The sequence below is a fragment of the Nocardia sp. X0981 genome, assembly GCF_977089955.1.
In genome coordinates, this window is sequence record NZ_OZ372435.1 from 4,904,507 (window position 1) to 4,930,786 (window position 26,280).

Annotated in this window: 28 protein-coding genes; 15 read left to right on the forward strand and 13 right to left on the reverse strand. The window is 67.0% G+C overall.

Going from position 1 to position 26,280, the window contains the following annotated elements; all coding sequences use genetic code 11:
* Positions 1-3: 3 nt before the first annotated feature.
* Both ACYR7D_RS21460 and ACYR7D_RS21465 read right to left on the reverse strand, forming a co-directional pair.
* Positions 4-543: a hypothetical protein gene (locus ACYR7D_RS21460; RefSeq protein ID WP_459546325.1), complete on the reverse strand. Its 540-nt coding sequence runs from the start codon at positions 541-543 to the stop codon at positions 4-6.
* 20 nt (positions 544-563) lie between these two features.
* On the reverse strand, positions 564-911 hold the full coding sequence (locus ACYR7D_RS21465; protein ID WP_459546326.1) for a hypothetical protein: 348 nt from the start codon (positions 909-911) through the stop codon (positions 564-566).
* A gap of 124 nt (positions 912-1,035) precedes the next feature.
* Between ACYR7D_RS21465 and ACYR7D_RS21470 the strand changes: the two genes are divergently transcribed.
* Genes ACYR7D_RS21470 through ACYR7D_RS21480 form a run of 3 tightly spaced genes read left to right on the forward strand, consistent with a single transcriptional unit; the run spans position 1,036 to position 3,454 of the window.
* Entirely contained in the window at positions 1,036-2,103 is a 1,068-nt protein-coding gene (locus tag ACYR7D_RS21470; RefSeq protein WP_459546327.1) for a YncE family protein, read from the forward strand.
* The gene (locus tag ACYR7D_RS21475; RefSeq protein WP_459550235.1) at positions 2,103-2,369 is read left to right on the forward strand and encodes a DUF5703 family protein; all 267 of its coding nucleotides are present in this window, start codon (positions 2,103-2,105) and stop codon (positions 2,367-2,369) included. Before ACYR7D_RS21470 ends, ACYR7D_RS21475 begins: the two co-directional genes overlap by 1 nt.
* Before the next feature lie 8 nt (positions 2,370-2,377).
* On the forward strand, positions 2,378-3,454 hold the full coding sequence (locus ACYR7D_RS21480) for a quinone-dependent dihydroorotate dehydrogenase (RefSeq protein ID WP_459550236.1): 1,077 nt from the start codon (positions 2,378-2,380) through the stop codon (positions 3,452-3,454).
* 15 nt (positions 3,455-3,469) lie between these two features.
* Here the strand turns inward: ACYR7D_RS21480 and ACYR7D_RS21485 are convergent, their stop codons facing one another.
* Complete coding sequence (locus tag ACYR7D_RS21485) at positions 3,470-3,844, reverse strand: hypothetical protein (protein ID WP_459546328.1); 375 nt, start codon at positions 3,842-3,844, stop codon at positions 3,470-3,472.
* Between the two features lie 362 nt (positions 3,845-4,206).
* Between ACYR7D_RS21485 and ACYR7D_RS21490 the strand changes: the two genes are divergently transcribed.
* Complete coding sequence (locus ACYR7D_RS21490; RefSeq protein ID WP_459546329.1) at positions 4,207-5,706, forward strand: carbohydrate kinase family protein; 1,500 nt, start codon at positions 4,207-4,209, stop codon at positions 5,704-5,706.
* A gap of 333 nt (positions 5,707-6,039) precedes the next feature.
* Here ACYR7D_RS21490 and ACYR7D_RS21495 read toward each other — a convergent pair whose 3' ends face one another.
* Together ACYR7D_RS21495 and ACYR7D_RS21500 are read right to left on the reverse strand one after the other, a co-directional pair.
* A complete protein-coding gene (locus ACYR7D_RS21495) occupies positions 6,040-6,774 on the reverse strand; it encodes an alpha/beta fold hydrolase (protein ID WP_459546330.1) in 735 nt (244 codons plus the stop codon).
* A complete protein-coding gene (locus tag ACYR7D_RS21500) occupies positions 6,771-7,898 on the reverse strand; it encodes a YbfB/YjiJ family MFS transporter (protein ID WP_459550237.1) in 1,128 nt (375 codons plus the stop codon). The genes ACYR7D_RS21495 and ACYR7D_RS21500 overlap by 4 nt, the downstream gene beginning before the upstream one ends.
* A gap of 109 nt (positions 7,899-8,007) precedes the next feature.
* Between ACYR7D_RS21500 and ACYR7D_RS21505 the strand changes: the two genes are divergently transcribed.
* Entirely contained in the window at positions 8,008-8,595 is a 588-nt protein-coding gene (locus tag ACYR7D_RS21505) for a TetR/AcrR family transcriptional regulator (protein WP_459546331.1), read from the forward strand.
* Positions 8,596-8,629: 34 nt separating this feature from the next.
* Here the strand turns inward: ACYR7D_RS21505 and ACYR7D_RS21510 are convergent, their stop codons facing one another.
* The gene (locus tag ACYR7D_RS21510; protein ID WP_459546332.1) at positions 8,630-8,902 is read right to left on the reverse strand and encodes a hypothetical protein; all 273 of its coding nucleotides are present in this window, start codon (positions 8,900-8,902) and stop codon (positions 8,630-8,632) included.
* Positions 8,903-9,050: 148 nt separating this feature from the next.
* On the opposite strand from ACYR7D_RS21510, the gene ACYR7D_RS21515 reads away from it, so the two are divergent.
* Positions 9,051-10,880: an AMP-dependent synthetase/ligase gene (locus ACYR7D_RS21515; protein WP_459546333.1), complete on the forward strand. Its 1,830-nt coding sequence runs from the start codon at positions 9,051-9,053 to the stop codon at positions 10,878-10,880.
* 55 nt (positions 10,881-10,935) lie between these two features.
* On the opposite strand, the gene ACYR7D_RS21520 is transcribed toward ACYR7D_RS21515, so the two are convergent.
* From ACYR7D_RS21520 to ACYR7D_RS21530, 3 genes are all read right to left on the reverse strand, one after another.
* Positions 10,936-11,460: a YbhB/YbcL family Raf kinase inhibitor-like protein gene (locus ACYR7D_RS21520; protein ID WP_459546334.1), complete on the reverse strand. Its 525-nt coding sequence runs from the start codon at positions 11,458-11,460 to the stop codon at positions 10,936-10,938.
* A 20-nt stretch (positions 11,461-11,480) separates the two neighbouring features.
* Positions 11,481-12,815 (reverse strand): M20/M25/M40 family metallo-hydrolase, encoded by a 1,335-nt coding sequence (locus ACYR7D_RS21525; protein WP_459546335.1) that lies wholly within the window; start codon positions 12,813-12,815, stop codon positions 11,481-11,483.
* 295 nt (positions 12,816-13,110) lie between these two features.
* Positions 13,111-14,004, reverse strand: a complete 894-nt coding sequence (locus tag ACYR7D_RS21530) for a helix-turn-helix domain-containing protein (protein WP_459546336.1) — start codon at positions 14,002-14,004, stop codon at positions 13,111-13,113.
* 532 nt (positions 14,005-14,536) lie between these two features.
* Between ACYR7D_RS21530 and ACYR7D_RS21535 the strand changes: the two genes are divergently transcribed.
* From ACYR7D_RS21535 to ACYR7D_RS21545, 3 genes are all read left to right on the forward strand, one after another.
* Complete coding sequence (locus ACYR7D_RS21535; protein ID WP_459546337.1) at positions 14,537-14,992, forward strand: hypothetical protein; 456 nt, start codon at positions 14,537-14,539, stop codon at positions 14,990-14,992.
* 66 nt (positions 14,993-15,058) lie between these two features.
* Entirely contained in the window at positions 15,059-15,943 is an 885-nt protein-coding gene (locus tag ACYR7D_RS21540) for an SAM-dependent methyltransferase (RefSeq protein WP_459546338.1), read from the forward strand.
* A 292-nt stretch (positions 15,944-16,235) separates the two neighbouring features.
* Positions 16,236-17,048, forward strand: a complete 813-nt coding sequence (locus ACYR7D_RS21545) for an SAM-dependent methyltransferase (protein ID WP_459546339.1) — start codon at positions 16,236-16,238, stop codon at positions 17,046-17,048.
* 24 nt (positions 17,049-17,072) lie between these two features.
* Here ACYR7D_RS21545 and ACYR7D_RS21550 read toward each other — a convergent pair whose 3' ends face one another.
* Positions 17,073-17,402, reverse strand: a complete 330-nt coding sequence (locus ACYR7D_RS21550) for a histone-like nucleoid-structuring protein Lsr2 (protein ID WP_459546340.1) — start codon at positions 17,400-17,402, stop codon at positions 17,073-17,075.
* Between the two features lie 207 nt (positions 17,403-17,609).
* On the opposite strand from ACYR7D_RS21550, the gene ACYR7D_RS21555 reads away from it, so the two are divergent.
* The 3 genes from ACYR7D_RS21555 to ACYR7D_RS21565 all read left to right on the forward strand — a co-directional run bounded on the left by ACYR7D_RS21555 (position 17,610) and on the right by ACYR7D_RS21565 (position 20,756).
* On the forward strand, positions 17,610-18,533 hold the full coding sequence (locus ACYR7D_RS21555) for an alpha/beta fold hydrolase (RefSeq protein WP_459546341.1): 924 nt from the start codon (positions 17,610-17,612) through the stop codon (positions 18,531-18,533).
* A gap of 169 nt (positions 18,534-18,702) precedes the next feature.
* Entirely contained in the window at positions 18,703-19,185 is a 483-nt protein-coding gene (locus ACYR7D_RS21560; RefSeq protein WP_459546342.1) for a MarR family winged helix-turn-helix transcriptional regulator, read from the forward strand.
* Entirely contained in the window at positions 19,182-20,756 is a 1,575-nt protein-coding gene (locus tag ACYR7D_RS21565; RefSeq protein WP_459546343.1) for a DHA2 family efflux MFS transporter permease subunit, read from the forward strand. The genes ACYR7D_RS21560 and ACYR7D_RS21565 overlap by 4 nt, the downstream gene beginning before the upstream one ends.
* 37 nt (positions 20,757-20,793) lie before the next feature.
* Here the strand turns inward: ACYR7D_RS21565 and ACYR7D_RS21570 are convergent, their stop codons facing one another.
* Entirely contained in the window at positions 20,794-21,990 is a 1,197-nt protein-coding gene (locus ACYR7D_RS21570; protein WP_459546344.1) for a lipase family protein, read from the reverse strand.
* A gap of 322 nt (positions 21,991-22,312) precedes the next feature.
* Here ACYR7D_RS21570 and ACYR7D_RS21575 point away from each other — a divergent pair, with 322 nt between their 5' ends.
* From ACYR7D_RS21575 to ACYR7D_RS21585, 3 genes are all read left to right on the forward strand, one after another.
* On the forward strand, positions 22,313-22,540 hold the full coding sequence (locus ACYR7D_RS21575; RefSeq protein WP_459546345.1) for a hypothetical protein: 228 nt from the start codon (positions 22,313-22,315) through the stop codon (positions 22,538-22,540).
* A 65-nt stretch (positions 22,541-22,605) separates the two neighbouring features.
* The gene (locus ACYR7D_RS21580) at positions 22,606-23,598 is read left to right on the forward strand and encodes a hypothetical protein (protein ID WP_459546346.1); all 993 of its coding nucleotides are present in this window, start codon (positions 22,606-22,608) and stop codon (positions 23,596-23,598) included.
* A 185-nt stretch (positions 23,599-23,783) separates the two neighbouring features.
* Positions 23,784-24,176, forward strand: coding sequence for a hypothetical protein (locus tag ACYR7D_RS21585; protein ID WP_459546347.1), 393 nt, complete (start codon positions 23,784-23,786; stop codon positions 24,174-24,176).
* Between the two features lie 44 nt (positions 24,177-24,220).
* Here the strand turns inward: ACYR7D_RS21585 and ACYR7D_RS21590 are convergent, their stop codons facing one another.
* The gene (locus ACYR7D_RS21590) at positions 24,221-24,733 is read right to left on the reverse strand and encodes an SRPBCC family protein (protein ID WP_459546348.1); all 513 of its coding nucleotides are present in this window, start codon (positions 24,731-24,733) and stop codon (positions 24,221-24,223) included.
* Between the two features lie 334 nt (positions 24,734-25,067).
* Positions 25,068-25,982 carry an alpha/beta hydrolase gene (locus ACYR7D_RS21595; RefSeq protein ID WP_459550238.1) on the reverse strand — a complete coding sequence of 305 codons (915 nt, stop codon included), beginning with the start codon at positions 25,980-25,982 and terminating at the stop codon, positions 25,068-25,070.
* Between the last annotated feature and the right edge of the window lie 298 nt (positions 25,983-26,280).

Consider the following 26,280-nt stretch of genomic DNA (forward strand, 5'->3'; position numbering starts at 1 on the left):
TACCTACCCGCAGGCGGCCGTACGGTAATCCGCCGACCGCAGAATCCCGCACAGATCCGTCCGCGACAGCTTCCACGCACCGTCCAGATAGACGAAATGCACCACCGTCGTCCGGACCGCGGTCCCCGTACCGTCCTTGTCCAGCCGCAATGTCGCGGTCACCGTCCCGTCGTGATTGTCGAACACCGGATCGGTGACCCCGTAGACCGCACGCGGATTGTCCTGCAACGCCTTGTACATATCCGGAATCGCGTCCCGGAAAGCCTCCCCGTCCTCGATCAGCGCCGTACGCTCCGAATCGGGCAGCGCCGGATCCAGCGCCCGCTTGATCTGCGCGTCCAGATCAGCCGCCGTCGGCAACCCGCGCGTCGCCAGCTCCTGCGAGGTCGCCGCCGCCGAGGACGACAGGGCGGCCTTGGCCGACGAGCGCGCCGCCGCCACCGCATCCGAATCGGCACCGGAATCGCAGCCGGCGACCAGAACCACCGCCGTCACCGCGACGACACCGGCCCACGCCGACCGGGAAACAGAGGTGTACCGCATCACGTCCCGCATACCACCGTTCACTGCATACCTTCGATCACCGACCCGATGCGCGCCAGTAATGCCCGCACCGTCGGAACATTACGGCCACCCGGCGGCGTGGCCACCGCCGGTAGCAGATCCCGCACGAGGGCCACCACGCTGCGCTCGTCGTCGAGATCGATATCGCTCACCGAAGCCTCCGCGACCGCCACCACATCCTCCGGCCCGGGCACTTCCGTATCGAGGTCCGGCCGGTAGACCTCCAACTGCAGCGTCGCCTTCACCGTGCGGAAAGCGAACGACCTGCCGTCACCGGTGCGGCCGAATCCGTGTGCGAACGGTCCCGTTGTCACCTCGTCGGCGGAAAAACCCGACACCTCGTGCATCGTCTGCTCCTGACCTCCGCACCACCCGATACATACGGTAATCCGGTCTTCCCGGACACCGCTGCCAACACCCCCGTATACCCCGCTGACATCCCGCTCTACCCGCTCATGGTCAGATAACCGAATGCAGTATCGGGCGTTTCCGGGCACAGCGCGAAGGGTTCGGCACCGGCGGCCACGCGGCGGCGCCGTCGCCGCGGCAGTCGCCGCCGCCCTCCTGCTGGCCGGCTGCTCCACCGGATCCGACACCGGGGCCGGGGACGCACCCACCCGGGAACCGGCCACCCCGGCCGTCTCCCCTCCCGTCGCGACCGCCCCGGCCGGACAGGTCCTGCCGGTCGCGGCGCCGCTGACCGCCCTGATCACCGAACCCGGCAGCGGGAACCTTGCCGGGCTCGACACCGGCGGAACCACCCTCACCCTGCTCGCCTCCGGCTCCGAATCTCCCACCGGTCGTCAGGTGCGGCTACCCGCGCCGGTCGCCGCCATCGCCCCCGGCGCCCCCGGCGAGATTCTCGCCGCCGCCGACGGAATGATCCTGCGTATCGACGCGGGCACACGCGAAATAACCGAGATCCCCGTCGACGGCGACCTACGCTCCGTCCGGGCCCGCCCGGACGGAACCCTCGTGGCCGGTACCGCCGACGGCCGCGTCCACCTCCTGGGGCGCGACGGCACGATCCAGCGCACCGTGACCGGCCTCGCCTCAGCCGACGCCCTCGCGCTCACCGGCGACACCCTCGCCGTACTGGACCGCCGGCAGACCCTGCTCACCGAAATCGAACCCGGAGAGGATCACCTCGGGCTGGCCCTGCGGGCCGGCACCGGCGCCGCGAATCTGGTCGAAGCATCCTTCGACCGGGTGATCGTCACCGATCCCGACAGCGGGCAGCTCCTGGTGTTCACCACCGATCCCCTCGTCCTGCGACAGCGTTACCCGGTAGGATCGTCGCCTTACGCACTCGCCTACGACCGGCGTTCTGACACCGTATGGGTGACGTGCACGCAGAGCAACGAGATCGTCGGCTACGACCTGTCGACGGGAACACCGGACGAGGTGGGCCGCTACCCCACCGTGCGACAGCCCGATGCGGTGACCGTCGACGACGCAACCGGCGATCTCTACATCGGCTCCGCCACCGAACCAGGTCTGCAGCGGATCACCGCGGACCAGCGCAAGGAAGGGCAATGATGGCATCCACTCCACGTGCAGTGACCCCGCGTACCGCGCTCCCGCCCACCTGGGAAACAAGCAGCGACGACTACGAGTACATACCGCTGCGTCTACCACCCGATGTCACCCGCGTCACCGCGTCCATGAGACTGGCCATCCAAGCCGAATTCGGCGGCTGGGAACTGTCCCGTGTCCGCGCCTACACCGACGGCAGCCGCCGCGTCCTGCTGCGCCGCCGCAAAACCGCACTCACCAGCCCTGCGGGGCACGCCACGGAGCTATGACCACAGTGCTGTACCGATTACTGCTCCGCCTGATGTTCCTGGTTCCACCCGAACGTATTCACGGCCTCGTATTCGGCGTGATCCGCGCCGCCACCGCCCTGGCGCCCGGCCGGGCACTGCTGCGCCGCTTCTTCGCAGTCGACGATCCGATCCTGCGCACCACCGCGTTCGGCGTCGAATTCCCCGCGCCCCTCGGACTCGCCGCGGGATTCGACAAAGACGCCGCGGGAGTGAACGCGTGGGGGCCCCTGGGGTTCGGATTCGCCGAAATCGGCACCGTCACCGCCGCCGCCCAGCCCGGCAACCCGCGGCCCCGGCTGTTCCGGCTGCCTGCCGACCGGGCATTGATCAACCGGATGGGCTTCAACAACCACGGTGCGGCGGCCGCCGCCGCCCGGCTGCACGGCCGCGTGCCCAGCGTGCCGATCGGCGCGAACATCGGCAAGACGAAGGTCGTCGCGGCCGACCGCGCCGCCGAGGACTACGCCACCAGCGCCCGCCTGCTCGGCCCTCTCGCCGATTTCGTGGTCGTCAACGTCAGCTCCCCCAACACCCCCGGCCTCCGGGACCTGCAGGCCGTGCAATCACTGCGGCCGGTGCTGACCGCGGTACTCGACAGTGTGCGGGTCCCCGTGCTCGTCAAGATCGCGCCCGATCTGTCCGACGAGGATATCGACGCCGTGGCCGACCTCGCCGTGGAACTGGGCCTGGCCGGGATCGTGGCCACCAATACGACCATCGGGCGCACCGGGCTGGCCAGCGATCCGGCGGAAGTCGCCGCCCTCGGCGCCGGCGGGCTGTCCGGGCCGCCGGTGGCCGACCGTTCGCTGGAAGTGCTGCGCCGGCTCTACGCCCGGGTCGGCGACCGGCTGACCCTGGTCTCCGTCGGCGGTATCGAAACCCCCGAACAGGCCTGGGAGAGGATTCTCGCCGGCGCGTCGCTCCTCCAGGGATACACCGGGTTCATCTACGGCGGTCCGCTGTGGGCCCGCCGTATCCACCGGGGTATAGCCGACCGGCTCCGCGCCGGCGGGTACCGCAGCCTCGCCGACGCCGTCGGTGCCGGTCACGCGGCGCACCGCTGACCGGCACCGCGTGAATCAGGCGGCCGATCCGCTGCGGATGGGGCCGGGCCCGTGCACCGACGGGCCCGCGGGCACCCGGTCGTCGAAGAACTCGGCCTCCAGCAAACGCGCCTGCACCCTGTTCGCCAGCAGATGCACGACCTGCTCCCAGACCAGCCCCAGCAGATCCACCTGCTGGGCCGCATAGGCGAGCGCCGCCTCGTCGTTCACGAGAGCGGGATCGGACAGGATCTCGTCCACTTCCATACCGGCACACGCTTGCTCGAAGGACAGGTCACGCTCCGGCAGCCAGCTCAGCCGCCACCAGGAGCCGTGCCGGGTCTGCACACGCTCGGCGAATTCGGGGGAGATACCACTGGTCATCAGCCAGTGGGTGAGATGGATGGTCACAGCTGCCTCCTCAGGGAGCTCGGCACCGAGACCGGGCCGGGAACCGATCGGCCGGCACGGCATCGCTGCCGTCGAGGGAAATGACTCGCGGGCGCTCAGCGCGCCTTCGCAGAGGATGGCTCCGGATCCGTTTTGGCGCGGTCCGCTCCCCGGCGCGGTTCCACACGACGCCCGAGACCCAGGACTGTCCTCAGTGTCATCACAAGCCCTCCCGTTCCCTGAGGGGAAAAAGCTACTCTTAGAGTGTCATTTGACAGTCTACCGGGTCAACTGTCATGTCAAAAGCCGTTTGAACTATGGTTATTGCCGACAGCAGGCCGACCACGGCCCGGGCGACGGGAAACAGCAGAAAGGTGCACCGAATGGCCCCTCACGACGACACGGCCATCGTCGCCATCCGCGATATCCTCACCCGGCTCTGCAAACGCTCCGGCCTGAGCCTGGACCGGTTGCACACCACCGAGATAGACATAACCCCCCTGCTCGACCTGCCCGCCGTCCGGCGGTATGCCGAAACCCACGCCACCACCCGGATCCGAGCCGTCCTACCCGTCGTGCGCGAGCACGCGCGTAAGCTACCCGCAACGCACCGGGTGATCGCCGACGCGGAACTCTCCCTGGGACTGCTGCGCGATACCGGCCGAACCGAGATCGACCCGAGCGCGCTCTACTCACAAGACCTGGGCACTCGCCGCGAATACCTCGCCGCGAACTGGCGGCGGCTACACGAAATCGCCGACGCCGATCCCATACCCCCCACCCCCACCGTACGGTCCCTGCGGGCCACTCCCGAACGCCGCGCCTTCACCGCGCTCGCCGCCCTACTGGTCACCGGCGCCGTCCACACCGACGATCGGCACGGCCGCACCGCCGGCCGCCGCGCGCACACCGGAACCCTCACGGTCGTCGGCGACGCCGTCATCGACCACGTCTACCAGGTGGACACCATCCCCGAGGCCCGCGGCTTCGCCCGCGGCCGTTTCACGGCCAATCCGGGCGGCAAAGGCCTCAACTGCGTGGTCGCGGCAGCCCGCCTGGGACTCGACGTCCGGTTCGTCACCTCGGTCGGCGACGACGAGGGCGGGCACCGCATCGTCGACTATCTACGCTCCGAGAACATAGACACCTCCATGGTGAAGGTGGTGCCGAACGCGGCCACACCGATCACCGCCCTCCTCGTGAGCCGGACCGGAGTCACCGGCACCATCGCGTGCACCGACGACCGGATCCGGCTCACGGACACCGAGCTCACCGGCCCCACCATCCGGTCCGCTGTAACCGGCTCCGATGCCGTCCTCTTCACGCTCGAACCACCACTCCCGGTCATCGAGCAGGCCCTGGCCATGCTCCAGGCACTACCCGATCGACCGCCGGTCCTGGTGACCTCGGCAAAGGTCGAAACACCGCAGATCCTCTATCGCTACCTCGGTTCGGTCGACTACCTCATCGGCTCCACCCGCGAACTGGACTACCTCATCCCCGAGGTGCCGGCCCGCTCGGGACCTCATATCGCCGAGCAACTGCGGATGCTCGGCGCGCCGGCCGTATGCGTCATCGAAGATTTCGGGTGCACAGTACGCTCCGACCGCCTGACCCTCGATATCCCCCGTATGCAGGCAGCAGCCCTCACCGATATCCCCGGTTCCCGGTCCGCTTTCGTCGGCGCGCTCATCTACCGCCTCCTGTCGGCAACCCGCGACCGCGATACAGCCGCGGCCCGTAAATTCGCGGACGAACACGATTTCGCCTGGGCTACGGCCGCAATGGTCGCCACCCAATCCTTCGCCGGCGATATCCCCGGCACGATGCCGACAGTCGACGAGGTGGACCGGATCATCCGGCTCACCGCCGAAAAGCACTGATCCCACAGGGCAGAACAGGCACTAGAGGAGCACCCGGCCGAAATCCGGTGCTAAGCGCCGTGACGGTCGTTCCCTGAGCGGGTGTTGGGCTGTAGAGGTGATTTCATGTCTCGGTCTCGGATTGGCCGAGCACTACAGCTTCGTACTGCCCGACCTGGGGGGGGGCAGGTCCGGCCGCTGCGTGACCCCGACGACCCTGCCCTCGAGTAGGACCGCCGGGGGGGCAGACTCGAACCCGGCATTGAACCCCGAGGTAGAGCAGGCACAGAGTGGTGGCAGCTGTGCATCGGATCTCGTATGAGCCCGGTGTGGTTGCGCGTTCGCGCGGAGCAGTTACCTGAACAGACTCTCCCCCAGCGCTGGTCCGGGAGTATCAGTTCGGCGCTGGGCGTTCGGGTCCGGGGGCACACGGTCGAGCAGGATCCGTAGCAGGTCGTCGGGGGCATCGCGCATCAAGTTGTGTCCCCCGTTCAGTGCGTGGGTGGACCAGTCGGGGTCTGAGCGCAGGCGTTCATAGACGGAGGTGAACGGGGAGGGAGTTTCCCAGCCGGCGGCGTAGATGTAGGTTCTGCGCCGGATGTGGGCGAGGTCGGACTCGAGGCGCAGGGGTTGGAGGAGCGCGGCCAGGGGATGCGGTGTGGCTCGCGCATCGAAGAACGGGAGCGGGCGGGTGGCGGCGCCGGTGTCGTCGACATCGAGGTACCACTGCCTTTCGGCGTCGGAGACGAGGCCGAAGCAGGAGTCGCCGTGCCCGGGAACCATCGCGTCCACATAGACCAGCGAGCTGACCCGCTCGGGTGCGCGGTCGGCGGCACCGGCGATGACCATGCCCCCATAGCTGTGGCCGACGAGCACCGCGTTGCGGATGTTCTCGGCTTCCAGTACGGCGGTGACGTCCTGGATGTGGGTGTCGAGGTTTACGAGGGTGTGCCGCAGATGGTGGCGCTCGGCGATTCCGGTCAGCGTCAACGGTATGACCCGATGACCGTGCCGGTGGAGTTCGTCGGTGAGCTGGTCGAAGCACCAGCCACCATGGCACATGCCGGGGATCAGAACGAACGTCGTCATGGTCGAGCTCCTTGTGGTGATCGGGACGTTGTGATGGGTTGGGCCGCCGCCATTGCTGCTGCGGCGGCGCAGAGAATCGCGGTCCAGGCCAGCGTTGTGGCGGTGCCGGTGTGATCGGCGACGATGCCTGCGACCCACGGACCTGCGGTCTGCCCAGCTGCGAATACGGTGGTGCAGGCCGCGAGCGTGGCGGTCCAGCCGGACTGTGGGACAGTGTTCTTGACGAGGGTGGTGACCACTGCGGGAACCATCATGAATGTCGCGCCATAGATGGCGGCGGAGCCGATGACCATCGCGGGGGTGGGCGCCACCAGTGTGAGCGCCGCGCCGCCGCCGAGAGTGGACAACACCGTGGCAAGCGTTCTGTTGGTCGGCCAACGCGAAATCGCCTGTCGCCAGACCAGCGGAGCTACGACAACCGCCAGCCCCAAGGTCACCCATACGGTGATGATTCGGGCGATCGGGGCGTCATTATCGGCGAGATAGGCGGAGAGAAAGGTGATGTAGGTGATATAACCCGCCGCGAACAACAGGTACGCGAGCAGTGTCGGGCCCAGTGGCCGCAGTTGTGCCCGGCCGGTAGCGCCGGGATCCGGTGTATCGCCGTCGCCGATGGCAGCCGACCAACTCACCACTGTGGCGATTACCGCCGCGATTCCCAGGACGATCCAGCCTGCTCGCCAGTTGTCCTGCAATACGGGAAGGGTTGCACCACTTGCGATGATGCCCAGTCCGGCGCCGGCGAAGTACACGGTGATGGGCGTACCGGATGAGCTTCGGACGGACAGACGCGATGCGATCACTCCGCCGCTGATGAAGACCGCCGCGCCTGCCGCACCCGCTATTGCCCTGGTGGCGAGTAGGAATAGCTGGTTGCCATACACGGCCGAGGCGGCCAGCGCCACGGCGGTCAGGATCATGGCGCCCCGGAAGGTGGTCGCAGTTCCCAGTCGAGCAGCGACAGCCGTGGTCGCCAACGCGCCGACAAGGTATCCGAAACCGTTGGCGGTGCCGAGAGCAAGGCGAGCGGCTTGCCATGTCGGCCTGAGCTGTTCGGTTGCTACGACCATCCGAGCGACCGCCGCGTACCGGTGCCTGCCGTGGGGTGATGGTGATGTGCGCAGCCCATGTGTACGCCGATTCGGGCGATCTTCGACATGACATCCTCTAGATGGAACTGATCGGTACCATCAAACGCTAGCATGCCATCGAACCTATCGGTACCATCTAGGTGTGCCCGTTGCCAAAGGTTCGACTATCGACCCCGCCCGCACCCGCTCCACCATCATCGAAGCGGCGGCTCCACTCCTGTACGAGCGAGGAATCGACGGCCTCGGCGTGGCGGAACTATGTGTCAGGCTGGGCATTTCGAAAGAGACCCTGTACCGGCATTTCGGCACCAAAGACGGGCTCGTGCACGCTGTACTGCAGGCACGCAGCGACAAGGTGATCACGTGGCTGACCGAAGCAGTCGACTCTGCGGGCGGAGACCCGGCCGAGCAATTGACCGCCGTGTTCGACGCCCTCGGCCGGTGGTATGCCGAACCCGCATTTCGCGGTTGCGCGATGGTGAATGCCGCCGCCCAGCACCGCGACGAAGCCGTCTTGTCCATCACCGCCCAGCACCTGGCCGGCTATCGCGACCTGCTCACCGGCATCGCGACCCGCGCGGGAGCCGCCGACCCGGCGCGACTGGCCGGCCAACTCCTCATGCTCGTCGAGGGGGCGACCATCGTCGCCGCGCACCAACCTTCAACGACCGTCGGCGACGAGGCACGCGCCGCCGCTCTCGCCCTGCTGTCCGCCGGCCGGAAGATGTGATGATCCGCGGCTACGCCGGAATCGACCTCGCCGCCTACACCCGCACCGGGCATCTCGCCGCCGCCGCGAACGTGCTGGCCGGGTCGACATCGGTGAGCGCCACCGACAGCTTCGCCTTGCGGTCGGTGAGAAACAGCGGGCCACCTCGACGGCCCGCGATCATCCGCGGTAGTAGCCCGGTCTGCCAGTAGACGACATCGCGGGCACCGCCCTTGCGGACCACGGTGGCGCAGCGGTTGACCGGGTCGAGATCGTCAACATCGAGCGTCGGGATCTCCTCGGCGCGGGCGGTAGTCTCATACAGCATCGTCCACCGGCCCGGACAGAAACGCATCGCTTCATCCGATTCCCGGCTAGTATTGGTGATCTGTGTCACTTGCGCGGCCGGTCGGTGCCCGTTCAGCAGCGCCACCCCCAGAGAGCCGCGGCACACCCAGCACCTCGGGAAGCGGACCATGACAACAGAAATCGCCTACGCGCACCGCACCGGCACCATCGTCCACACGGTGCCCGCGGCTTTTCAGCAAACCCTCACCCTCCGGCCGGACGCTGTCGCCCTACGCACCGTCGGCGGCACCCAGGAGATCACCTGGCGCGAATACGGCGAACGGGTCCGAGTCCTCGCCGCCGGACTCTCCGCCCTCGGAGTCCGGCGCGGCGACACCGTCGGTGTGATGCTCACCAACCGCCCGGAATTCAACCTGATCGATACCGCGGCACTCCATATCGGCGCGACCCCGTTCTCCGTCTACAACACCTGCTCCCCGAAGCAGATCGCGCATGTCTTCACCAACGCCGGCAACAAGGTCGTGATCACCGAACAGCAATTCCTCCCCACCATCCGCGCCGCCGGCATACCCATCGAACACCTCGTCGTCGTGGACGGGCCCGCCGAAGGCGCCACCACCCTCACCGACCTGGAGAACAACCCCGACCCCGGCTTCGACTTCGACGCCGCCTGGCAGGCCGTCGAACCCGGCGACCTCGCCACCCTCATCTACACCTCGGGAACCACCGGCCCCTCCAAGGGCGTGGAACTCACCCACCGCAATATCCTCGCCCAGATCGTCGCGCTCGCCAGCGGTCCACTCGACGTCGGTATCGACGACCGTGCCGTGTCCTATCTACCCGCCGCACATGTCGCCGACCGCATCTCCGGGCACGCCATCAACCTCGTCACCGGTATCCAGATCACCACCGTTGCCGATCCGCGCGAGATCGCCGCCGCCCTTCCGGACGCCCGCCCCACCGTCTTCTTCGGCGTTCCCCGGGTGTGGCAGAAGATCAAAGGCGGCGTGGAAGCCAAACTGGGCGCCGAAACCGGTGCGAAAAAAGCCATCGCCACCTGGGCCGTCGCCACCGGCATCGCCGCCGCCAAAGCAGACCTGGCCGGCACCGGCCGCGGCCCGTTCCTCGGCATCCAGCACGCCCTCGCCGAAAAACTGCTCCTCGCCAAGGTACGCGCCGCACTCGGACTGGACGCCCTCCGCGTCGCCTCGTCCGGCGCCGCACCCATACCGCCGGAAACCCTCGAATTCTTTCTCGGCCTCGGCTTCTGCGTATCCGAGGTGTGGGGCATGTCCGAAACCACCGGAGTAGCCACCTACACCGAACTCGACAAACCCCGGCCCGGATCCGTCGGCCGGCCCGTGGACGGGCTCGAACTCCGCCTGGCCGAGGACGGCGAAATTCTCGTCCGCGGCGATATCATCACCCACGGCTATCGCGGTATGCCCGACAAGACGGCCGAAGCTCTCGACCCCGACGGCTGGTTGCACACCGGCGATGTCGGCAGCCTCGACCCCGACGGCTATCTGCGGATCATCGACCGCAAAAAAGAACTCATCATCAACGAGAGCGGTAAGAACATCGCCCCGAGCAATATCGAGAACGCCGTCAAGGCCGCCTCGTCACTCGTGGGTCAGGTCGTCGCGATCGGCGAGGGCAAACCGTACATCACCGCACTCGTCATGCTCGACCCCGATATGGCCGCCGTACGCGCCAAGGATATCGACGCCACCGACGCCGATATCGCCGCCCTCGCCCACCACCCCCGTATCGTCGAGGACGTCCGCGCCGCGGTCGTGGCCGGAAACACCAAACTCTCCCGGGCCGAACAGATCAAACGGTTCACCATCGTCGACACCGTCTGGGAACCGGGCGGTGACGAACTCACCCCGAAGATGTCGCTCAAACGTGTACCGATCGCCGATAAGTACGCCACGCAGATTACGGCGCTCTACCGAGATCCGGTGCCCGAGAACGTGTTCGACATACGCGGCTGAAGCAGCACTGTGGCCCCGGTGGTGTACCGGGGCCACAGTGCTCGGGCACGACTCGTCACTGCTCGTATGTACCGACCAGGATCGCGCGAGCCAACGTATGCGTGAACAGGTTGAAGCCCAGGAAAGCGGGCGTGGCCTCCGGGGGCACACCCAGCGAATCCACATCCACCGCGTGCACCACGATGTAGTAGCGATGCGGCCCGTGTCCGGCAGGTGGCGCCGCGCCGACGAAACCGGGGAAACCGGCATCGTTGCGCAGGGTCACCGCGCCCGCCGGCAACTGTCCACCCTCGCTACCGGCCCCCGCCGCCAGCTCGGTCACCGAAGCCGGAATATCGGCCACCGCCCAATGCCAGAAACCGGAGGCGGTCGGGGCGTCGGGATCGTAGACCGTTACCGCGAAACTCCTGGTTTCCGGCGGAAAACCCGACCAGCTCAGCTGCGGCGACACATCCCGGCCACCCGCACCGAACACACCGCTGACCTGATCGTTGCCCAACGGCGCACCGTCGGTCACATCGGCGGAAGTCAGGGTGAACGACGGTACCGCGGGCAAAGCGTCATAAGGGTTGTCGGTCATTACTCCTCTTTCGAATCGGATCAGCTGTGCAACAGGAAGTGTTCCAGCACATCGGTGCCGAATTCGAGCGCCTCGACCGGAACGCGCTCGTCGACACCATGGAACAGTGCCGCGAAATCCAGCTCCGGTGGGAGCCGCAGCGGCGCGAAACCGAAGCAGCGGATGCCCAGATCCGCAAAGGCCTTCGCGTCCGTGCCCCCGGAGAGCATGTACGGCACCGTACGCCCCTGCGGATCGTGGGCCAAGATCGCGTCGTTCATCGCATCCACCAGGTGGCCGTCGAAGGTCGTCTCGTACGAACCGAGTTCGGTTACCCACTCGCGCTCCACATCGGGGCCGATCAGCTCGTCCACTTCGCGCTCGAAGGCCGCGAGACGGCCCGGAAGGACACGGCAATCCACCACCGCTTCCGCCGTCTGCGGGATGACATTCGCCTTGTAGCCGGCGTTCAGCATGGTGGGGTTGGCCGTATCCCGAAGGGTCGCACCGATGATCCGGGAAATGGAACCGAGTTTCGCGAGGGTCCCCTCGATATCGGGGCCCCCCGGATCGAACTCCAGTCCGGACTCTTCCGAAACGGCGGCCAGGAACTCGGCGACCGAATCGGAGAGCACCAGGGGGAACGTATGGGTACCCAGGCGCGCCACGGCAGCCGCCAGGATCGTCACCGCATTGTCCTCGTGCAGAAAAGATCCGTGCCCCGCGCGGGCTTTCGCCCGCAACCGCATCCAGCCCAGACCCTTCTCCGCGGTTTCCACCAGATACAACCGCCGCTCACCACCGTCCGGGCGTGGAACCGTCAGCGAGAAACCGCCCACCTCCCCTACCGCCTCGGTGACTCCTTCGAACAGGTCGGGTCGATTCCGCGCCAGCCACTGCGACCCCCACTTACCGCCGTTCTCCTCGTCGGCGAGGAAGGCGAACACCAGATCCCGCGGCGGGACCGTGCCCTCGATCTTGAACTGGCGAGCCACCGCCAGCATCATCCCCACCATATCCTTCATATCGACCGCGCCCCGGCCCCACACATAACCGTCCCGGACGGCGCCCGAGAAGGGGTGCACGCTCCAGTCCGCCGCCTGCGCCGGCACCACATCGAGGTGCCCGTGGATCATCAGCGCACCTCGGCTCGGATCGGCTCCGGGCAATCGGGCGAACACATTTCCTCGTCCGGAGGCGCCGGATTCGACGTACTCCGTGGTGTACCCGGCATCCTCCAGTTGCCGGGCCACCCACTCGGCACATTCCCGTTCCACCTTGGTGGTGGCCGGGTCGCCGGTATTGGAGGTATCGAAGCGGATCAGCGCACTGACCAGCTCGACCACCTCGGAGACGGCACGTGAACGAGCGGGCACCGAGTTATCACCTGTAGCGGCCACGCTTCTTTCCTACCATTGAGGGCTTCTTTGTTCCTTTTCGGTCTTTCGGTGTGATGGAAGGGATACATAGTTAGATGCGCATATCTACGTATGAATATTTTTTAAGTGAGTAGTGGCGGGTCCCGTGGAGCGTCGGCAGGAATTCTCGCCGGATGATCCCTCAGCACGGGATCCGCGGCTCGCGGCGTAAGCCTCGGGCTCCTCCGGTTCCGCGTTTCGGCACCGGAGCGACCACAGCCCCCTCTCCCCCGTCCCGGCATCGCGGGAGCTCTTACTCCATGGGGGTTTCGGACAGCACCTGACGCAGATAGTCGCGGCTCTCGCCGGGGGTGAGGGCGATAACGCTGAGTTTGTTCATCACGGTCATGTACACCTCCACATCCGGTTTCTTCTCCAAATAGTGCGAGGTGGTGAGCTGCTCCATGTAGACCATATCCGGCAACTCGGGCTCCGGGAACCGGAGGATACTGAAGGACCCGCCGGCCGCGGGATGCCCGCCCACGGAGTACGGCAGCACCTGGATTTTGATGTTCGGGCGCTCGGCGACCGCGATGAGATGCTCGATCTGCCCGCGAAGTACGGGATACCCGCCGAAGGGGCGGCGTAGGGCGTTCTCGTCCACCACGGCCCACAGCGTGGGCGCCGCCGCGCGGCTCAAGATGTCCTGGCGGCGCATCCGCATGCCGACCCGGCGCTCGGTCTCGTCGTCGTTACCGAGCGTGATGATCGAGCGGGCATAGGCCTCCGTCTGCAGCAGACCGGGAACGAACTGCGCCTCATAGGTACGGATCGTGGTAGCGGCCTGCTCCAGGCCGATATAGGTTTCGAACCAGTTCGGTAGAACATCGTTGAAGGGCTGCCACCACCCCGGATCGTTCGCCTTCTTCATGAGGTCCAGATACACCGCGAGCTTGTCCGGATCGTCGACTCCGTACAGCTTCAACAGGTCCAGCAGATCCCGTTCCCGGAACCGGGTGCGACCCAGCTCGAGCCGGCTGATCTTGGCATGCGAGCCGCGAATGTGCTCACCGGCATCCTCACGGCTGATTCCGCACGCCTCCCGCAAACGCCGCAATCTGCTACCGAGCGATATACGCAATACGGTCGGCCCCCGATCGGCTTCCGCCTGATCCGGGATATCGGAATAGTCCTGCTGGTGTGTCATGATCGCCTCTGGCCAGTTCGTGCTGTGCTGCATCGTACGGCGCCCGCCACCGACGAACCGCACCGGTCGGCGAGCGATCCTACTCTCCGGTACGTGATATTTCCGGCAATACACGCACCGCGGACGGGACCGGCTTCTCCCTGGCAAACTCCGCTGTAATCCGGAAATCGAATCCTACAGCGCCGCTTGCACGTAGCTTCTTCGCGTTCGCACGCGGTATCGGTTTTCCTTGCGTAGACTCCCCGGGACACGACTCACCGGCCCACCATTACCTCGAAAACCTGGGGAGACGACACCGATGAGGGCATCGGCAGACGCAGTGAGTATCGCTGGAGCGGTTCCCAGCATACCGTGCGTCCCCCCGCCCCGCGCCGACGTACCGGCCGGTGTGTTCGATTCCGGGTCCCGGCGCGACCTCTCCCCCGGGCCGCGCATCGGGGAACCGCGCGGGCCGGATCGTGTCCGAAGATCTCCGCTTCCGGAGTTCGCGACCCCGCACCACCCAGCACACCGAAAACGCTTGGAGAGCACCATGGCCGACGATGTCACCACCCTCGAGATCCGCAAGAAGCTCACCGAAGTCCTCACCCACTCCACTATCGACCTGGCCACCTCCAAAGAGGGTGTCAACTGGGCCACCAGCGCCTTTTTCGCCAACCTCGACGATGATCCGTTCCGCCTCACCCTGATCCTGGAGAACCGGGGCCGGACCCTGAACCAGTTGGCAGCCAATCCGAACGCGGGCGTCAAGGTCGTACCGGGAAGTATCGCCGATCCTTTCGCACAGGGACTGGGCACGGCGACCCTGCTCGACGACGCCGACCGAGACGAGACCTTTCAGGCTCTGCTGCGCAAGGAACCCCAGGTCGAGCCGTTCCTCGCCACTCCCGTCACGGCCGTTGTCATCGATATCGACTGGTGGCGCGTGACTCATCTGGGTGGGGGCTGGCTGCCGGGCAAGACGCTCGAACGCGATACCCGAGCCTGACGGAACGCCACCGCGGGCACGGCATACCATCGCCCTGTTCGATTCCTAACGTAGAGAGAGGTATTCATGGCCGAGCCGGCTCCTCGGACAGGGGTTCGCGTACCGGTCGGAGTGGACACCACCCGGCCCAGTATCGCCCGCGTCTACGACTACAGCCTCGGCGGCAAGGACAACTACGAGGTGGACCGCGCGGCCTTCGAGAAAATCCAGCGGATCGCACCGCGCCAGGGTGATGTCTCCCGGATGAACCGGCGCTGGCTGCACCGGGTGGTCCGGTATCTGGCCGGCCCCGCCGGTATCGACCAGTTCCTCGATATCGGCGCGGGTCTCCCGACCGTCGGCAACACCCATCAGATCGCCCAGCAGGAGAATCCGGAAGCCAAGGTCGTCTACGTCGACAACGATCCCGTGTGCAACGCGCACGGGCGGGTGCTGCTCGAGCAGAACGAGAACACCCATTTCGTCTCCGCCGACCTGCTCGAGGAGAACACCCTGCTGGAGAACAAGAACGTTCTCCAGTATCTCGATCTCGACCGCCCCATCGGTATGGTGCTGTGCGGGCTATTGCACCATCTCGACGACGAGCTCGATCCCGCGGGTGTGATGCGCGAGTACATCGCGCGACTGCCCGAAGGATCGTATGTGGCGATCACCAACTTCTGGGACCCCGCCGAGGAGAATCCCGAACTCCACGAACTCGCGAAGAGCCTGGAACGGGCGTTCACCGAAATGGGGCTGGGTTCGGGGTGGTACCGCACCCGGAAGCAGCAACTCGAGTACTTCGACGGGCTGGAATTCATACCACCAGGGCTCGTGGAGCTGGAGGACTGGTGGCCGGCCGGACCGCCGGCCCGGCCCCGTCTGCCGGAGGAACAGGTGGTCCTCGGTGGTGTCGGGTACAAACGACCCACCGGTGGTGCCCGGCTACACAGCGTGAAGGCCGACCGCTAGCCGATCCAGGGGTTCGGCGCCGGATCAGCCGTCGGCGTCGGACCATCCCCTCGCGCGTATTCCACTGCCCCACAGATTTCTTTCCCTACTCGCGGTCGGCCACGACGAGGTGATGCCATCCGGCGAGCACGGTGATCCATTGCCGGACAATTCTTTCGGCGCCGATTGCCTGCCTCGTCCCCGCGCTCTACGCTAGGTGACCTGATTCACATATTCTTCAATTTCTTTCGTACAGAGAGAGGTCGACATGGCCGAACCGGCTCCCCGGACCGGCGTACGTAAGCCTGTCGGAGTGGATACCACCCGCGCAAGTATCGCCCGTGTCTACGATTACAGCCTGGGCGGTAAGGACAATTACGACGTCGACCGAGCGGCGTATGCCGCCATTCTCGAGGTCGCCCCGCGACAAGGCGATGTCTCGATCATGAACCGGCGTTGGTTGCACCGGGTCACGCGGCATCTGGCCGGCCCCGCGGGAATAGATCAATTCCTCGATATCGGCGCGGGCCTGCCGACCGTGGCGAATACCCATGAGGTCGCCCAGCAGCAGAATCCCGACGCACAGGTGGTGTACGTCGACAACGATCCGGTATGCAATGCGCATGGGCGGGTCTTGTTGGAGCAGAACGAGAACACCCATTTCGTACCCTCGGATCTTCTCGAAGCGGGCACACTGCTGCGCCATCCGGCCGTCACCCGGTACCTGGATATGGACCGGCCCATCGGGCTCATCCTGTGCGGGCTCCTGCACCACGTGGACGATGAACTCGACCCTGCCGGACTCGTGCGCAACTACGTGGATCTACTTCCACCGGGCTCCTACGTCGCCATCAGTCATTTCCACGATCCGGGCCCCGCGGAGCCGGAATTGCATGTACTGGCCAAGGAACTCGAGCGGCGGTTCACCGAAAAGGGGCTGGGTTCGGGCTGGTATCGCACCACCCAGCAGATACTCGAATACTTCTGCGGGTTGGAGTTGATCGAACCCGGCCTGGTGCAGTTGGACGACTGGTGGCCCGCCGGACCGGCCCTGCGGGAACGGTTTCCCGAGGAACGGGTCATGGTCGGCGGGGTCGCCTACAAACCGGTGGACGACCGCGATTGAGCGGTCGCCGCCGGTCCGGGGGCCTCACCGGCCCTCGGACCGCCGGAAGGCCGTGAGAACCCCGGAGGGTATCCGGCCGCGCGCCGCGACCTCGTGACCGTTGCGCAGGGCCCATTCCCGGATCGCTTTCGCCGAGACCGACCGGCCCGGCCGTTCCCGCTTCGTCCGGCCTGCCCGGCCCACCTTCCGGGCGAACGGGGTCCATTTGCCGAAGACCGCGCGTAATTCCGTCGCGTTGGCTTCGGTCAGGTCTATCTCGTACGTTACGCCCTCGAACGCGAACACCACCGTCTCGGCCGCGGGTGATTCGCCGTCGAGGTCATCGATCAAGCTGATGACGACCTTGCGCGCCATGGGCTTACTCCTCCGATCCCCAGATACCTTGCCAGATACGACCTCAACTACCCCGCGGCTGTGTGGAACCGGGCCCGCCCGCAGCACCGGCACAGCGATATCGTCCGGGAGAACCGAGCATACCGCTGTCGGCACATGCGATATCGCCGGGGCAGTGACAGCACGGCACGGCGGTCACCGTGGCGAGGACCAGAAAGGAGCGACCGGATGGACACACACCCGGCCGAACAGCCGGAAACCCTCGAATTCCGGCTGCCGCATCTGACGATGACCGCCCTCGCCTGGGGCGACCTGGGCGGGCGTCTCGCGCTCTGCCTGCACGGTTTTCCGGACAGCGCCTGGACCTGGCGTCATCTCGGTCCCGCGCTCGCCGCGCGGGGTTTCCGCGTGATCGCCCCGTTCACCCGCGGATACGCTCCCACGGCCGTACCCGAGGACGGCGACTACCACCTCGGTGCGCTGGCCTTCGATACGATCGCGCTCCATCGCGAACTCGGCGCACCGGACGACGCGGCGCTCATCGGTCACGACTGGGGTGCGCTGACAGTCAATACGATTGCCGCACACCCGGATTGCCCGTTCCCGCGCGTAGTTTCCCTGGCGGTTCCCCCGGTGCCGGCGATGAGGCCCCGGCGTGGAGGTGGGATACGTTCGGCCGGAGCGTATCTGCGGCAGCTGCGGTACAGCTGGTACATCCTGTTCAACCAGGTGCCGGGAATCGCGGAACGCGCCCTGGACCGGCTGGTGCCCCGGCTCTGGCACGATTGGTCGCCCGGGTACGCTGCGGAGACCGATATCGCCCATACCCTCGCCGCGCTGCCCACCACTGCCCACCGCACGGCCGCGCTCTCCTACTATCGCGCGTTCGCCCGGCTGTCGGCCCCCGGCGCTCCCCACACGGACTGGCACCGCTACTGGGATCAGGCGCCGCGGGTGCCCATGCTCTATCTGCACGGTTCGGCCGATACCACCCTGCATCCCGCGTTCACCGCGGGCGCGGCCGAAACGCTGGCCCCGGCGGGCGGCTTCGCCGGAACGCTGGCCGGGGCGGGGCACTTCCTGCACTTGGAGCGGCCCACCGCCGTCGCGGAGTCGGTCGGTGGGTTCCTCATCGAGGGCCGAGCCCCGTAAACCCGGGGCTCCCGGCACCGAGACGGGACCCTCCGCGTACTTTCTGTAGCTCCGGCCGCCGTCCAGGTGAATTCCCGGGGCCATACCCGGGTCGACACCGCTATGTTTCCGGTCACAAACGAAATATTCCCGCTTTCGCGACTATTTCGAAGAACCATATGATCGCGCGGTGGCAAATGAGTCGGAGACGAGCACCCTGATCGAGCGCTTCGTACTCGCCGTCTGCGATCCGGGGCGGTGGCGAGGGGTCGACCGGCTCGCGGAACTGGATCTGACGCTGTCACAGGCCCGGGTGCTGTTCACTGTGGTCCGGCACAGCGAACCCCAGCCGATCCACATCATCGCCGATGAGCTCGGCCTGTCGATGACCGCCGCCGGGCGCAATATCGACCGGCTGGTGCGTCTGGGACTGCTCACCCGGGAGGAAAGCCGCACCGACCGGCGTGTCAAACTCGTCGGCCCCACCGAACACGGGCAGCGCCTCGCCTGGGATCAGATCGCGGTCCACCGTGCGACGATCGACGGTATCGCGCACCGTCTGCCCGATGCTCTACGTGCCGATCTCCAGAAGGTCCTCACCGCAGTCCTCGAGTCCGGGGCCATACACAACGTCGTGGCGTGCCCCCCAGCATCGTCAGGAGACAATTCGTGAATGCAAGCCCCGCCCCCGCGGCCGATGCGGGGGCTCCGGACAGAATCGACGCCTCGGTCCTGAAACTGGCCGGTGTCGTCGTTCTGGGCGCCATCATGTCCATTCTGGACATCACGGTGGTGAACGTGGCCATGCCGACGTTCCAGGCCGAATTCGATGTCGCCAACTATTCCACGGTGGCCTGGACGGTCACCGCCTACACGCTCGCCCTGGCCACCGTCATTCCACTGACCGGCTGGGCGGCCGACCGGTTCGGCACCAAACGGCTCTACATGACGGCCCTGGTGCTGTTCACCGTCGGTTCGGTGCTGTGCGCGCTGTCCTGGAACATCGGTGCGCTCATCGGATTCCGGGTGATCCAGGGTCTCGGCGGCGGCATGCTCATGCCGCTGGGTATGACCATCATGACCAAAGCGGCCGGGCCGGAGCGGATGGGCCGGCTGATGGCGATCCTGGGCGTGCCGATGCTGCTGGGTCCGATTCTCGGCCCGATCCTGGGTGGCTGGCTCATCGAGGATGCCTCCTGGCACTGGATCTTCCTGATCAACCTGCCGCTGGGCGCGATCGCTCTCGTGTACGCCTGGTTCGTCCTCCCCAAAGACGAAGCGCATCCCGGTGAATCATTCGACTTCATCGGCATGCTGATGCTGTCCCCCGGTCTGGCGCTCTTCCTCTACGGCATCTCCTCCATCCCGGAGGAGGGCACCGTCAACACCCCGAAGGTGTGGGCGACCATGCTGGTCGGTGGCGTGCTGGTGATCGCGTTCGTCTTCTACTCCTTCAAGCCCACGAATCCGCTGCTGGATCTGCGGCTGTTCCAGAACCGCGATCTGACCGTCGCCACCATCACCATGTTCCTGTTCTCCGCCTCGTTCTTCGGCGGCCTGTTGCTCATCCCGACCTACTTCCAGCAGGTCCGTGCCGAAAGCGCACTGATGGCAGGCTTGCTGGTGGCACCGCAGGGGCTCGGCTCGCTGCTCACCATGCCCATCGCCGGCATGCTGGTGGACAAGGTCCCCGTGGGCCGGGTCGTGCCGGTGGGTCTGACGATCCTCACCGCGACCATGTTCGGGCTGACCCAGATCGAGGCCGACAGCTCCTACTTCTATGTGCTCGGCGTCCTGTTCGTGATGGGCCTCGGTATGGGCCTCACCATGATGCCGCTCATGACGGCCGCGCTGCGCACCCTCAAGGAGGCCCAGGTCGCTCGCGGCTCCACCCTGCTCAACATCATTCAGCAGATCGCCAGCTCGGTAGGTGTCGCGGTCATCTCGGTGGTACTCACCAACCGGATGCAGGATTCCGAGGCGGTATCGGCCGGCCAGGCACTGATGGAGGCCGAGCGGACCGGGACACCGCCCGACCCGTCGGCACTGCAGTACATCATGAGCCTGGGCGACAAGTTCGAGTCCCTCGTACTGAACGAGATGACAGCGGCCTACACCAGCAGCTTCTGGGTGGCGTTCGCGCTGTGCCTCGTCACCGTCGTCTTCTCGCTGCTGCTGCCGCGCAAGGCGAGTGCCGTACCCGCATCCGATTCGGAGAAACCGGCGCCGGTGCTCATGCACTGATTCCGCTCACTCCGCACCGCCCGCCCGAGCTCGGAGCTCAGGCGGGCGGTGCTATTTCCCGGAACCAGTCGAGGATCCGCGGGAGCGCGGCGCGCACCGTGGCGCCGTGATCCATATCGCCCAGGTCGACGAGCTCGGTGCTCGCACCCAGTTCGGCTTTCGTGCACCGTTGTGAATTCTCGAAGGGAACGCTGCGATCGCCCGAGGCGGCATAGAGCCGCACCGGAACGTCCGGGGTCCAGTCGCAGACGGTATCGCTCTCGGCCATGGCGCGCAGGGCAGCGCCGGAAGGGTTCTGCGCCAGCGCCAGGTACTGCGGGGTGAGTAATTCCTGCGGGGTATCCGGCAGGCCCGAAGAAACCGCGAGCAGATCGTGATAACCGTCGAACAGATCCTCGATCCGTTGATTGTAGGGCGCCCGGAACGCCTCGGCCGGATCGTCGTAGAGGTGATGGATCCGGTTCATCGCGGTGATCCAGTACCCCAGATAGAGCACCGCTCGACGGGCCTCGACCCGCCCGTCCAGGGCGGCCGGCGCCTGAACCTCCTGGACAGCGTAGGCGCCACTCACCGCCGCCAGCGCGGCCGAGCCGAATTCCGGGACGGTCCCGGCGCTCAATTCCGCCCCGAGCGCCAGTGCCGCCTGGGCACCCTGGGAGAAACCGGTCACCAGAACAGCGGGATCGAGCTCACGGCCCTGGTCCGCGAGCAGGGTACGGGCGGCCGTCAGCAGATCCGCCGACGCAGACGCCTCGGTCGGGGCGTGGGCATACGGATGCGGCCCGGGTCCCTCGCCGAGGCCGAGATAGTCCGGGGCGACGGCGGCGTACCCGGCGGCGGCGAACATCACCGTGCGGGCGCGCTCGGTTTCCCCGTCGGTAGAGGGCGCCTCGTCCCGGCGCACCGTCGTGCCGTGGGCGTAGGAGACCAGCCGCAACCGTCGCGTCTCGGTCTCGGGCACCACCACCAGGCCACTGGCGGTGGTGGGCGCTCCGTCCGGTGCGACGGTTCCATAGACCACTCGGTAGGCGGTGACACCGTGGGCCGCGGGCACCGGGTACGTCCATTCTTCGAGGTAGCCGCTGGTCTCCGGACCCGTCATCTCCAGGACGGGGGTCGCGGAGACGAGATCGCCGCGGCCGGCCGGTTCGACAGCCGGGGTTTCCTGCCCGCCACCGCACGCGGCAGCCGTCAGGCAGAGCACACTCATGATCGACAGCAACACCCGGCGCACTGCTCACCGTTCCTTCCGGGGGTGGTGGATTCGGTCCGGTGGGGACCCGCCGTCAACGATGCCGCACCGCGTCCGTGAGCGATGCCCGGGGTGCGTGGTCGGGACGGAAGGGCACCCCGGAACGACGGATTCCACCCGGAGCGCCGGGTGCGGTTGACCCGGGGTCCGCGGAGGGCCCATCCGCATTCCGCGATAGCCGGCGGCACCACCGCAGCGGATAACTTACTGTTTGCCCGAAGGGCGGTTTCCTCGGGTCAGCGACCCTTTTCCAGTAAATACGTAAGCATGAAACAAATTGCGGACCAGGGGAGATAACCTCACCGTGGACACGGAAGCGCTGCCGCCGGCCGAGCGGCGGAACACGGTGCGACGCCTGATCGCGCTCTGCCATATCGCCGACGAGCTCGTGGACCTCGCCGATACCGGCCCGGATACCGGAGCGGTCACGCCGGCTTTGCGGGAGAACGCGATACGGCTCCGCGCCGTCCTGCGTGACATGGTGGTGGACCTGGTGGCCAACGGCCGGGCGAACCATCCGGACATGGCCTGAGCGCTACGGCCCCGGGCGAATCGCCGCGCTCTTCCCACTGCTGGGCGCAGATTTAGACTGGTTCGATGGTCAAGGCGAGTCCGTGGGGAACGAGCGGAGACACCGGCGCCGAACCGTCCGGCTCGAAGGCCGCGGCGCCTCCCACGCATGACCGGAACGAACAGTGGGAGCATCGGCGTGCGGTCGCTCGCGCCGGTCTCCGCCAGGCCCGGGAACGTGCCGAGGAGATTCGTAGTTCACCGCTCATGAGCGGTAAATGGGGGTATGTGTTCACCGCCCTCGGCGGAGTCGTCACCTTCGTCCTGATGTTCCAGCACTGGATGGTGGCGAACGGCCCGGACGGTATGGCCGCGGCAACGCCGTTCGGCCAGGTCGACTCCACCACCCGGTATCTCAGCGTATGGTCCTCCGCGGGCCCGCCACCTGCCGCCGATCTCACGGGTTCGTGGGCGGTGGCCACCAGCTCCGTCATCGCCCTCACCATCGCGGCGGTGGCGATCCACATCACCACCGACTCCGCACGATTCGCCCGGATCGCGACCGGCGGGGCCGCACTCACCGCCCTGCTGGTGATCGTGAACCTGCTGTATCTCACCTCCCGGCAGAAGCAGCTCAAGAGTATGACCAACCGCCGCTGGGACCTCGGCGGCCAGGTCGGCTCCTGGATCAACTGGGCGGTCAACGACGGCTCGAAACCCGTAGCCGGTTTGAATCAGGTCGAATACGTCGCCAGCGGTACCCTCACGACCGCGGCCATCGCCGCGGTCATCATCTCGGTCGGTTCCGCGGTGGTCGCATTGGCCACCCTGCCCCGGAGCTCGCGGCCGCGGATCCCGTGGCGGATCAGCATATCTCGCGAGGCCGGCGCGGAGCATGTCGTGAGGAGCGGGGCGGCCCGGAAGTCCCCCATCACGGGAACAACGACCGGCGAGCAGCATTCCGCTCCCCCGCCACATACCGGAGCGGGGGCCGGCACCACCCGAGCGACTGCCGAGCAGGCCGGTGGCGGAGCGGACGATGATCCCGGCGCGGACGGATCCGATACCGCGCAGCGCTAGTGCCCGCCGTCTCCGCCCCGGCGTCGTACGTATCGGACCCGGTTGCGCGGAGCGCGGCCCGGAGAACCCGCGCCGCGCAACGGCAGGCAGTGTAGTGTCGCGCGCGTGCCGGATCAGTTGCGGCACAGGAAAGGTTCTCGAAACACCCTTCCGCGGCCCTGTCGGCTCGAGCGATCGCGAGGCGTATGTTCCCTGATCAGACTTCTACCCAGTACCCGGTTTCCCCCATCCCGGACGACGTCTACGGCCGGGGGGCGCCGATCCCGGCACCGCGTGAACCGGATCTGGTGATCACCGCATTGCTGTGGTTCCTGCTGGCCACCCTGGCGATCGTTTCCGTCGCGATATCGCCGTGGTTCCTGCTCGCCATGGGGGTCTGCGAAGGGCGTACCGGTTGTAGCACCGATCCGAGTATCGGTAACTGGATCATCGTCCTCGGTGGCTGCTTCGGCTTCCTGCTGGGTGCGGCGACATCGCTCAACGCGGCCCGCAGTGGCCGCTCCCTCTACCCCGGCGCATTGATCGGGGTGGGACTGGTACTGGCGGCCTGGCTGGCGGGCTCGCTGCTGATGGGCTGACCCGGCCCGCCGCTGCGACCGGTACGGTCGCGGCGGCGGATGGGTCACAGTTGCGCCGCGGGCGCGAAACGCCGGTCGGTGTAGCGGCGCAGATTCGCCAGGAACCGGCGGAACGCCAGATTCATGAACGGGACCGCGAGGAACGCGGTGAAGCGGGCCGGTCCGGCCAGGCGTTGCGCGAGTGTCCAGGTGAGCCGGCATCCCTGGGCCGTCGGTTCGATCCGATAGTCCTCGGCGAACGCTGCCACCGCGCCGGTCGAGCAACTGTTGAACCGGAAAGCCATCCGGGTGTACGGCTCCCAGGCCAGGAATTCCTCGTCACCGACAAGTCCTGCGCGCATATCGACGAGCCGCGTGGTACCGACTCCCCGGGGTTCGGGAGTGGTCCAGGTGACCTTGGTGATCACCGAGGCCCAGTGCGGCCAGGATTCGGCGTCGGCCAGAACCTCGAACAATTGCTCCGGTGTGATCGCCAGGTCCACGCTGTTGCTGACTCGCACCGGCGCATTGTCGAGGAACTCGAGGCCTACCCGCTCACAGGGACGTAATACGCTCATCGCCGCTCACCCCCGTGTGCTCGCGGTCCGCAGAATCGTCCATGGGTATGGTCCTCCCGTCGATCGGCACAGCCCGCTGGCCAGCTGCACACCGATAGTTACACCTGTCCAGTCATCTGTCCATAGCCCGGCATTGCCGGCCCCGGTGGCGGGAAAGCGGGATCGCACCTACTCGCCCGGCGGATGACGGACTCGCTGCGCTCCGCGGCCCGCCGGGCCGCCCGCCGTGGACCGCGTTCACCACGCCCGCCGTGGTGACGGTGGTTCGCACCGGGCGCCCACCGATGCGGCCACTCGTTCCCGTGCGGGTGGACCGCGCGGAGGGCCGCCGTGGTCAGGCCCCGATCGCCCGCGCGAGGTGCGGCCAGGAATCGTGCAGGTCGTATTCGAACTGCCCCCAGGTATGCGCACCAGCGGGGCGGTCGATGTGCACGGCACCGATCCCGAGTTGCGTCAGCCGCCCGGCGAAAGCCGAGGTACAGGCGCTGGCGATGGCCTCCACGGGAGGAAAACCCCAGCCGCGGTCGATCGCGCCGGGCATACCCGACGCCGCCGACAGATAGACCGTCTTACCGGCCAGCCGGGGAGCGTGCAGGAACGCGTCGTGTGCCTGCCAGCCCACGGACCCGGGCGGGCCCCACATATTGCCGGGGTTCCCGCCACCGCGCACCACCTGCGCGCTGACCATCGCGATCCCCGCCGCGTCCGCCGACCACGGGCAGCCGCTGTAGGAGGCCACGGCCTGGTAGCGTTCGGGCGCCTGGATGGCGAGGTCCACCGCGGAACCGCCGCTCATGGACACCCCGGCTACCGCGTTGCGGCCGGTGGTGCCGAACCGGGCATCGATCACCGAGGGCAGCTCCCGGGTGAGATAGGTCTGCCAGCGGGCACGGCCCAGCGCCGCGTCGTCGGCGTGCCAATCGGTGTACATGGTGTAGGCGCCGCCCACCGGCATCACCACGTTCACGTTCTTGTCCGCGAAGAACTGCCGGACGTCGGTATCGTCCCACCACGAGATACCGTCGGCCCCGCCACCGATACCGGTGAGCAGGTACACGGTCGGCGCCGGGCCGCCGGCCGCCGGGATCACCCGGTTGGTCACCACCGTGTCCATAGCGGGCGAGAACACATCCAGCTGGATCGCCCGCCCACCGAGTGGCCTCTCCGCGTCCACGCGCGGGCCCGGCGCGGCAGTCGCCGCGGGGGCGGCGAGAAGGGACACCGCGGCGACGATCGCCGCACTCATCATCGCGAGCACACTTGTATACCGCACATACCTCCTGTACCCATTCCTGCGGAAGTATCCCCTTTGCCAGTGATACCGTTCGAGTCATTTCCGTTGCGCGAGAACGGTCCTCGTCCATAACAAGATCATCACGGAATGTGCGCGGAGGCGTGTCCGGACCGCCACCCACGGTTCCGTCCGTATCCGATCGGGCCGCTACATCGTTATCGGCGGGTCTGCGCGAACGCACCGGAGGCCACCCGGTAGAAAGAGCAGAGGTGGCCATCGCTTCCCGGCCGGTCGTCCCGACCGGGACTCGGTA

Coding starts and splice junctions, on each gene's coding strand:
- ACYR7D_RS21460 (WP_459546325.1), bottom strand. CDS start 543: ATGCGGTACACCTCTGTTTCCCGGTCGGCGTGGGCCGGTGTCGTCGCG.
- ACYR7D_RS21465 (WP_459546326.1), bottom strand. CDS start 911: ATGCACGAGGTGTCGGGTTTTTCCGCCGACGAGGTGACAACGGGACCG.
- ACYR7D_RS21470 (WP_459546327.1), top strand. CDS start 1,036: ATGCAGTATCGGGCGTTTCCGGGCACAGCGCGAAGGGTTCGGCACCGG.
- ACYR7D_RS21475 (WP_459550235.1), top strand. CDS start 2,103: ATGGCATCCACTCCACGTGCAGTGACCCCGCGTACCGCGCTCCCGCCC.
- ACYR7D_RS21490 (WP_459546329.1), top strand. CDS start 4,207: ATGGCCCCTCACGACGACACGGCCATCGTCGCCATCCGCGATATCCTC.
- ACYR7D_RS21495 (WP_459546330.1), bottom strand. CDS start 6,774: ATGACGACGTTCGTTCTGATCCCCGGCATGTGCCATGGTGGCTGGTGC.
- ACYR7D_RS21510 (WP_459546332.1), bottom strand. CDS start 8,902: ATGCTGTATGAGACTACCGCCCGCGCCGAGGAGATCCCGACGCTCGAT.
- ACYR7D_RS21515 (WP_459546333.1), top strand. CDS start 9,051: ATGACAACAGAAATCGCCTACGCGCACCGCACCGGCACCATCGTCCAC.
- ACYR7D_RS21520 (WP_459546334.1), bottom strand. CDS start 11,460: ATGACCGACAACCCTTATGACGCTTTGCCCGCGGTACCGTCGTTCACC.
- ACYR7D_RS21530 (WP_459546336.1), bottom strand. CDS start 14,004: ATGACACACCAGCAGGACTATTCCGATATCCCGGATCAGGCGGAAGCC.
- ACYR7D_RS21535 (WP_459546337.1), top strand. CDS start 14,537: ATGGCCGACGATGTCACCACCCTCGAGATCCGCAAGAAGCTCACCGAA.
- ACYR7D_RS21540 (WP_459546338.1), top strand. CDS start 15,059: ATGGCCGAGCCGGCTCCTCGGACAGGGGTTCGCGTACCGGTCGGAGTG.
- ACYR7D_RS21550 (WP_459546340.1), bottom strand. CDS start 17,402: ATGGCGCGCAAGGTCGTCATCAGCTTGATCGATGACCTCGACGGCGAA.
- ACYR7D_RS21555 (WP_459546341.1), top strand. CDS start 17,610: ATGGACACACACCCGGCCGAACAGCCGGAAACCCTCGAATTCCGGCTG.
- ACYR7D_RS21580 (WP_459546346.1), top strand. CDS start 22,606: ATGGTCAAGGCGAGTCCGTGGGGAACGAGCGGAGACACCGGCGCCGAA.
- ACYR7D_RS21585 (WP_459546347.1), top strand. CDS start 23,784: ATGTTCCCTGATCAGACTTCTACCCAGTACCCGGTTTCCCCCATCCCG.
- ACYR7D_RS21590 (WP_459546348.1), bottom strand. CDS start 24,733: ATGAGCGTATTACGTCCCTGTGAGCGGGTAGGCCTCGAGTTCCTCGAC.
- ACYR7D_RS21595 (WP_459550238.1), bottom strand. CDS start 25,982: ATGATGAGTGCGGCGATCGTCGCCGCGGTGTCCCTTCTCGCCGCCCCC.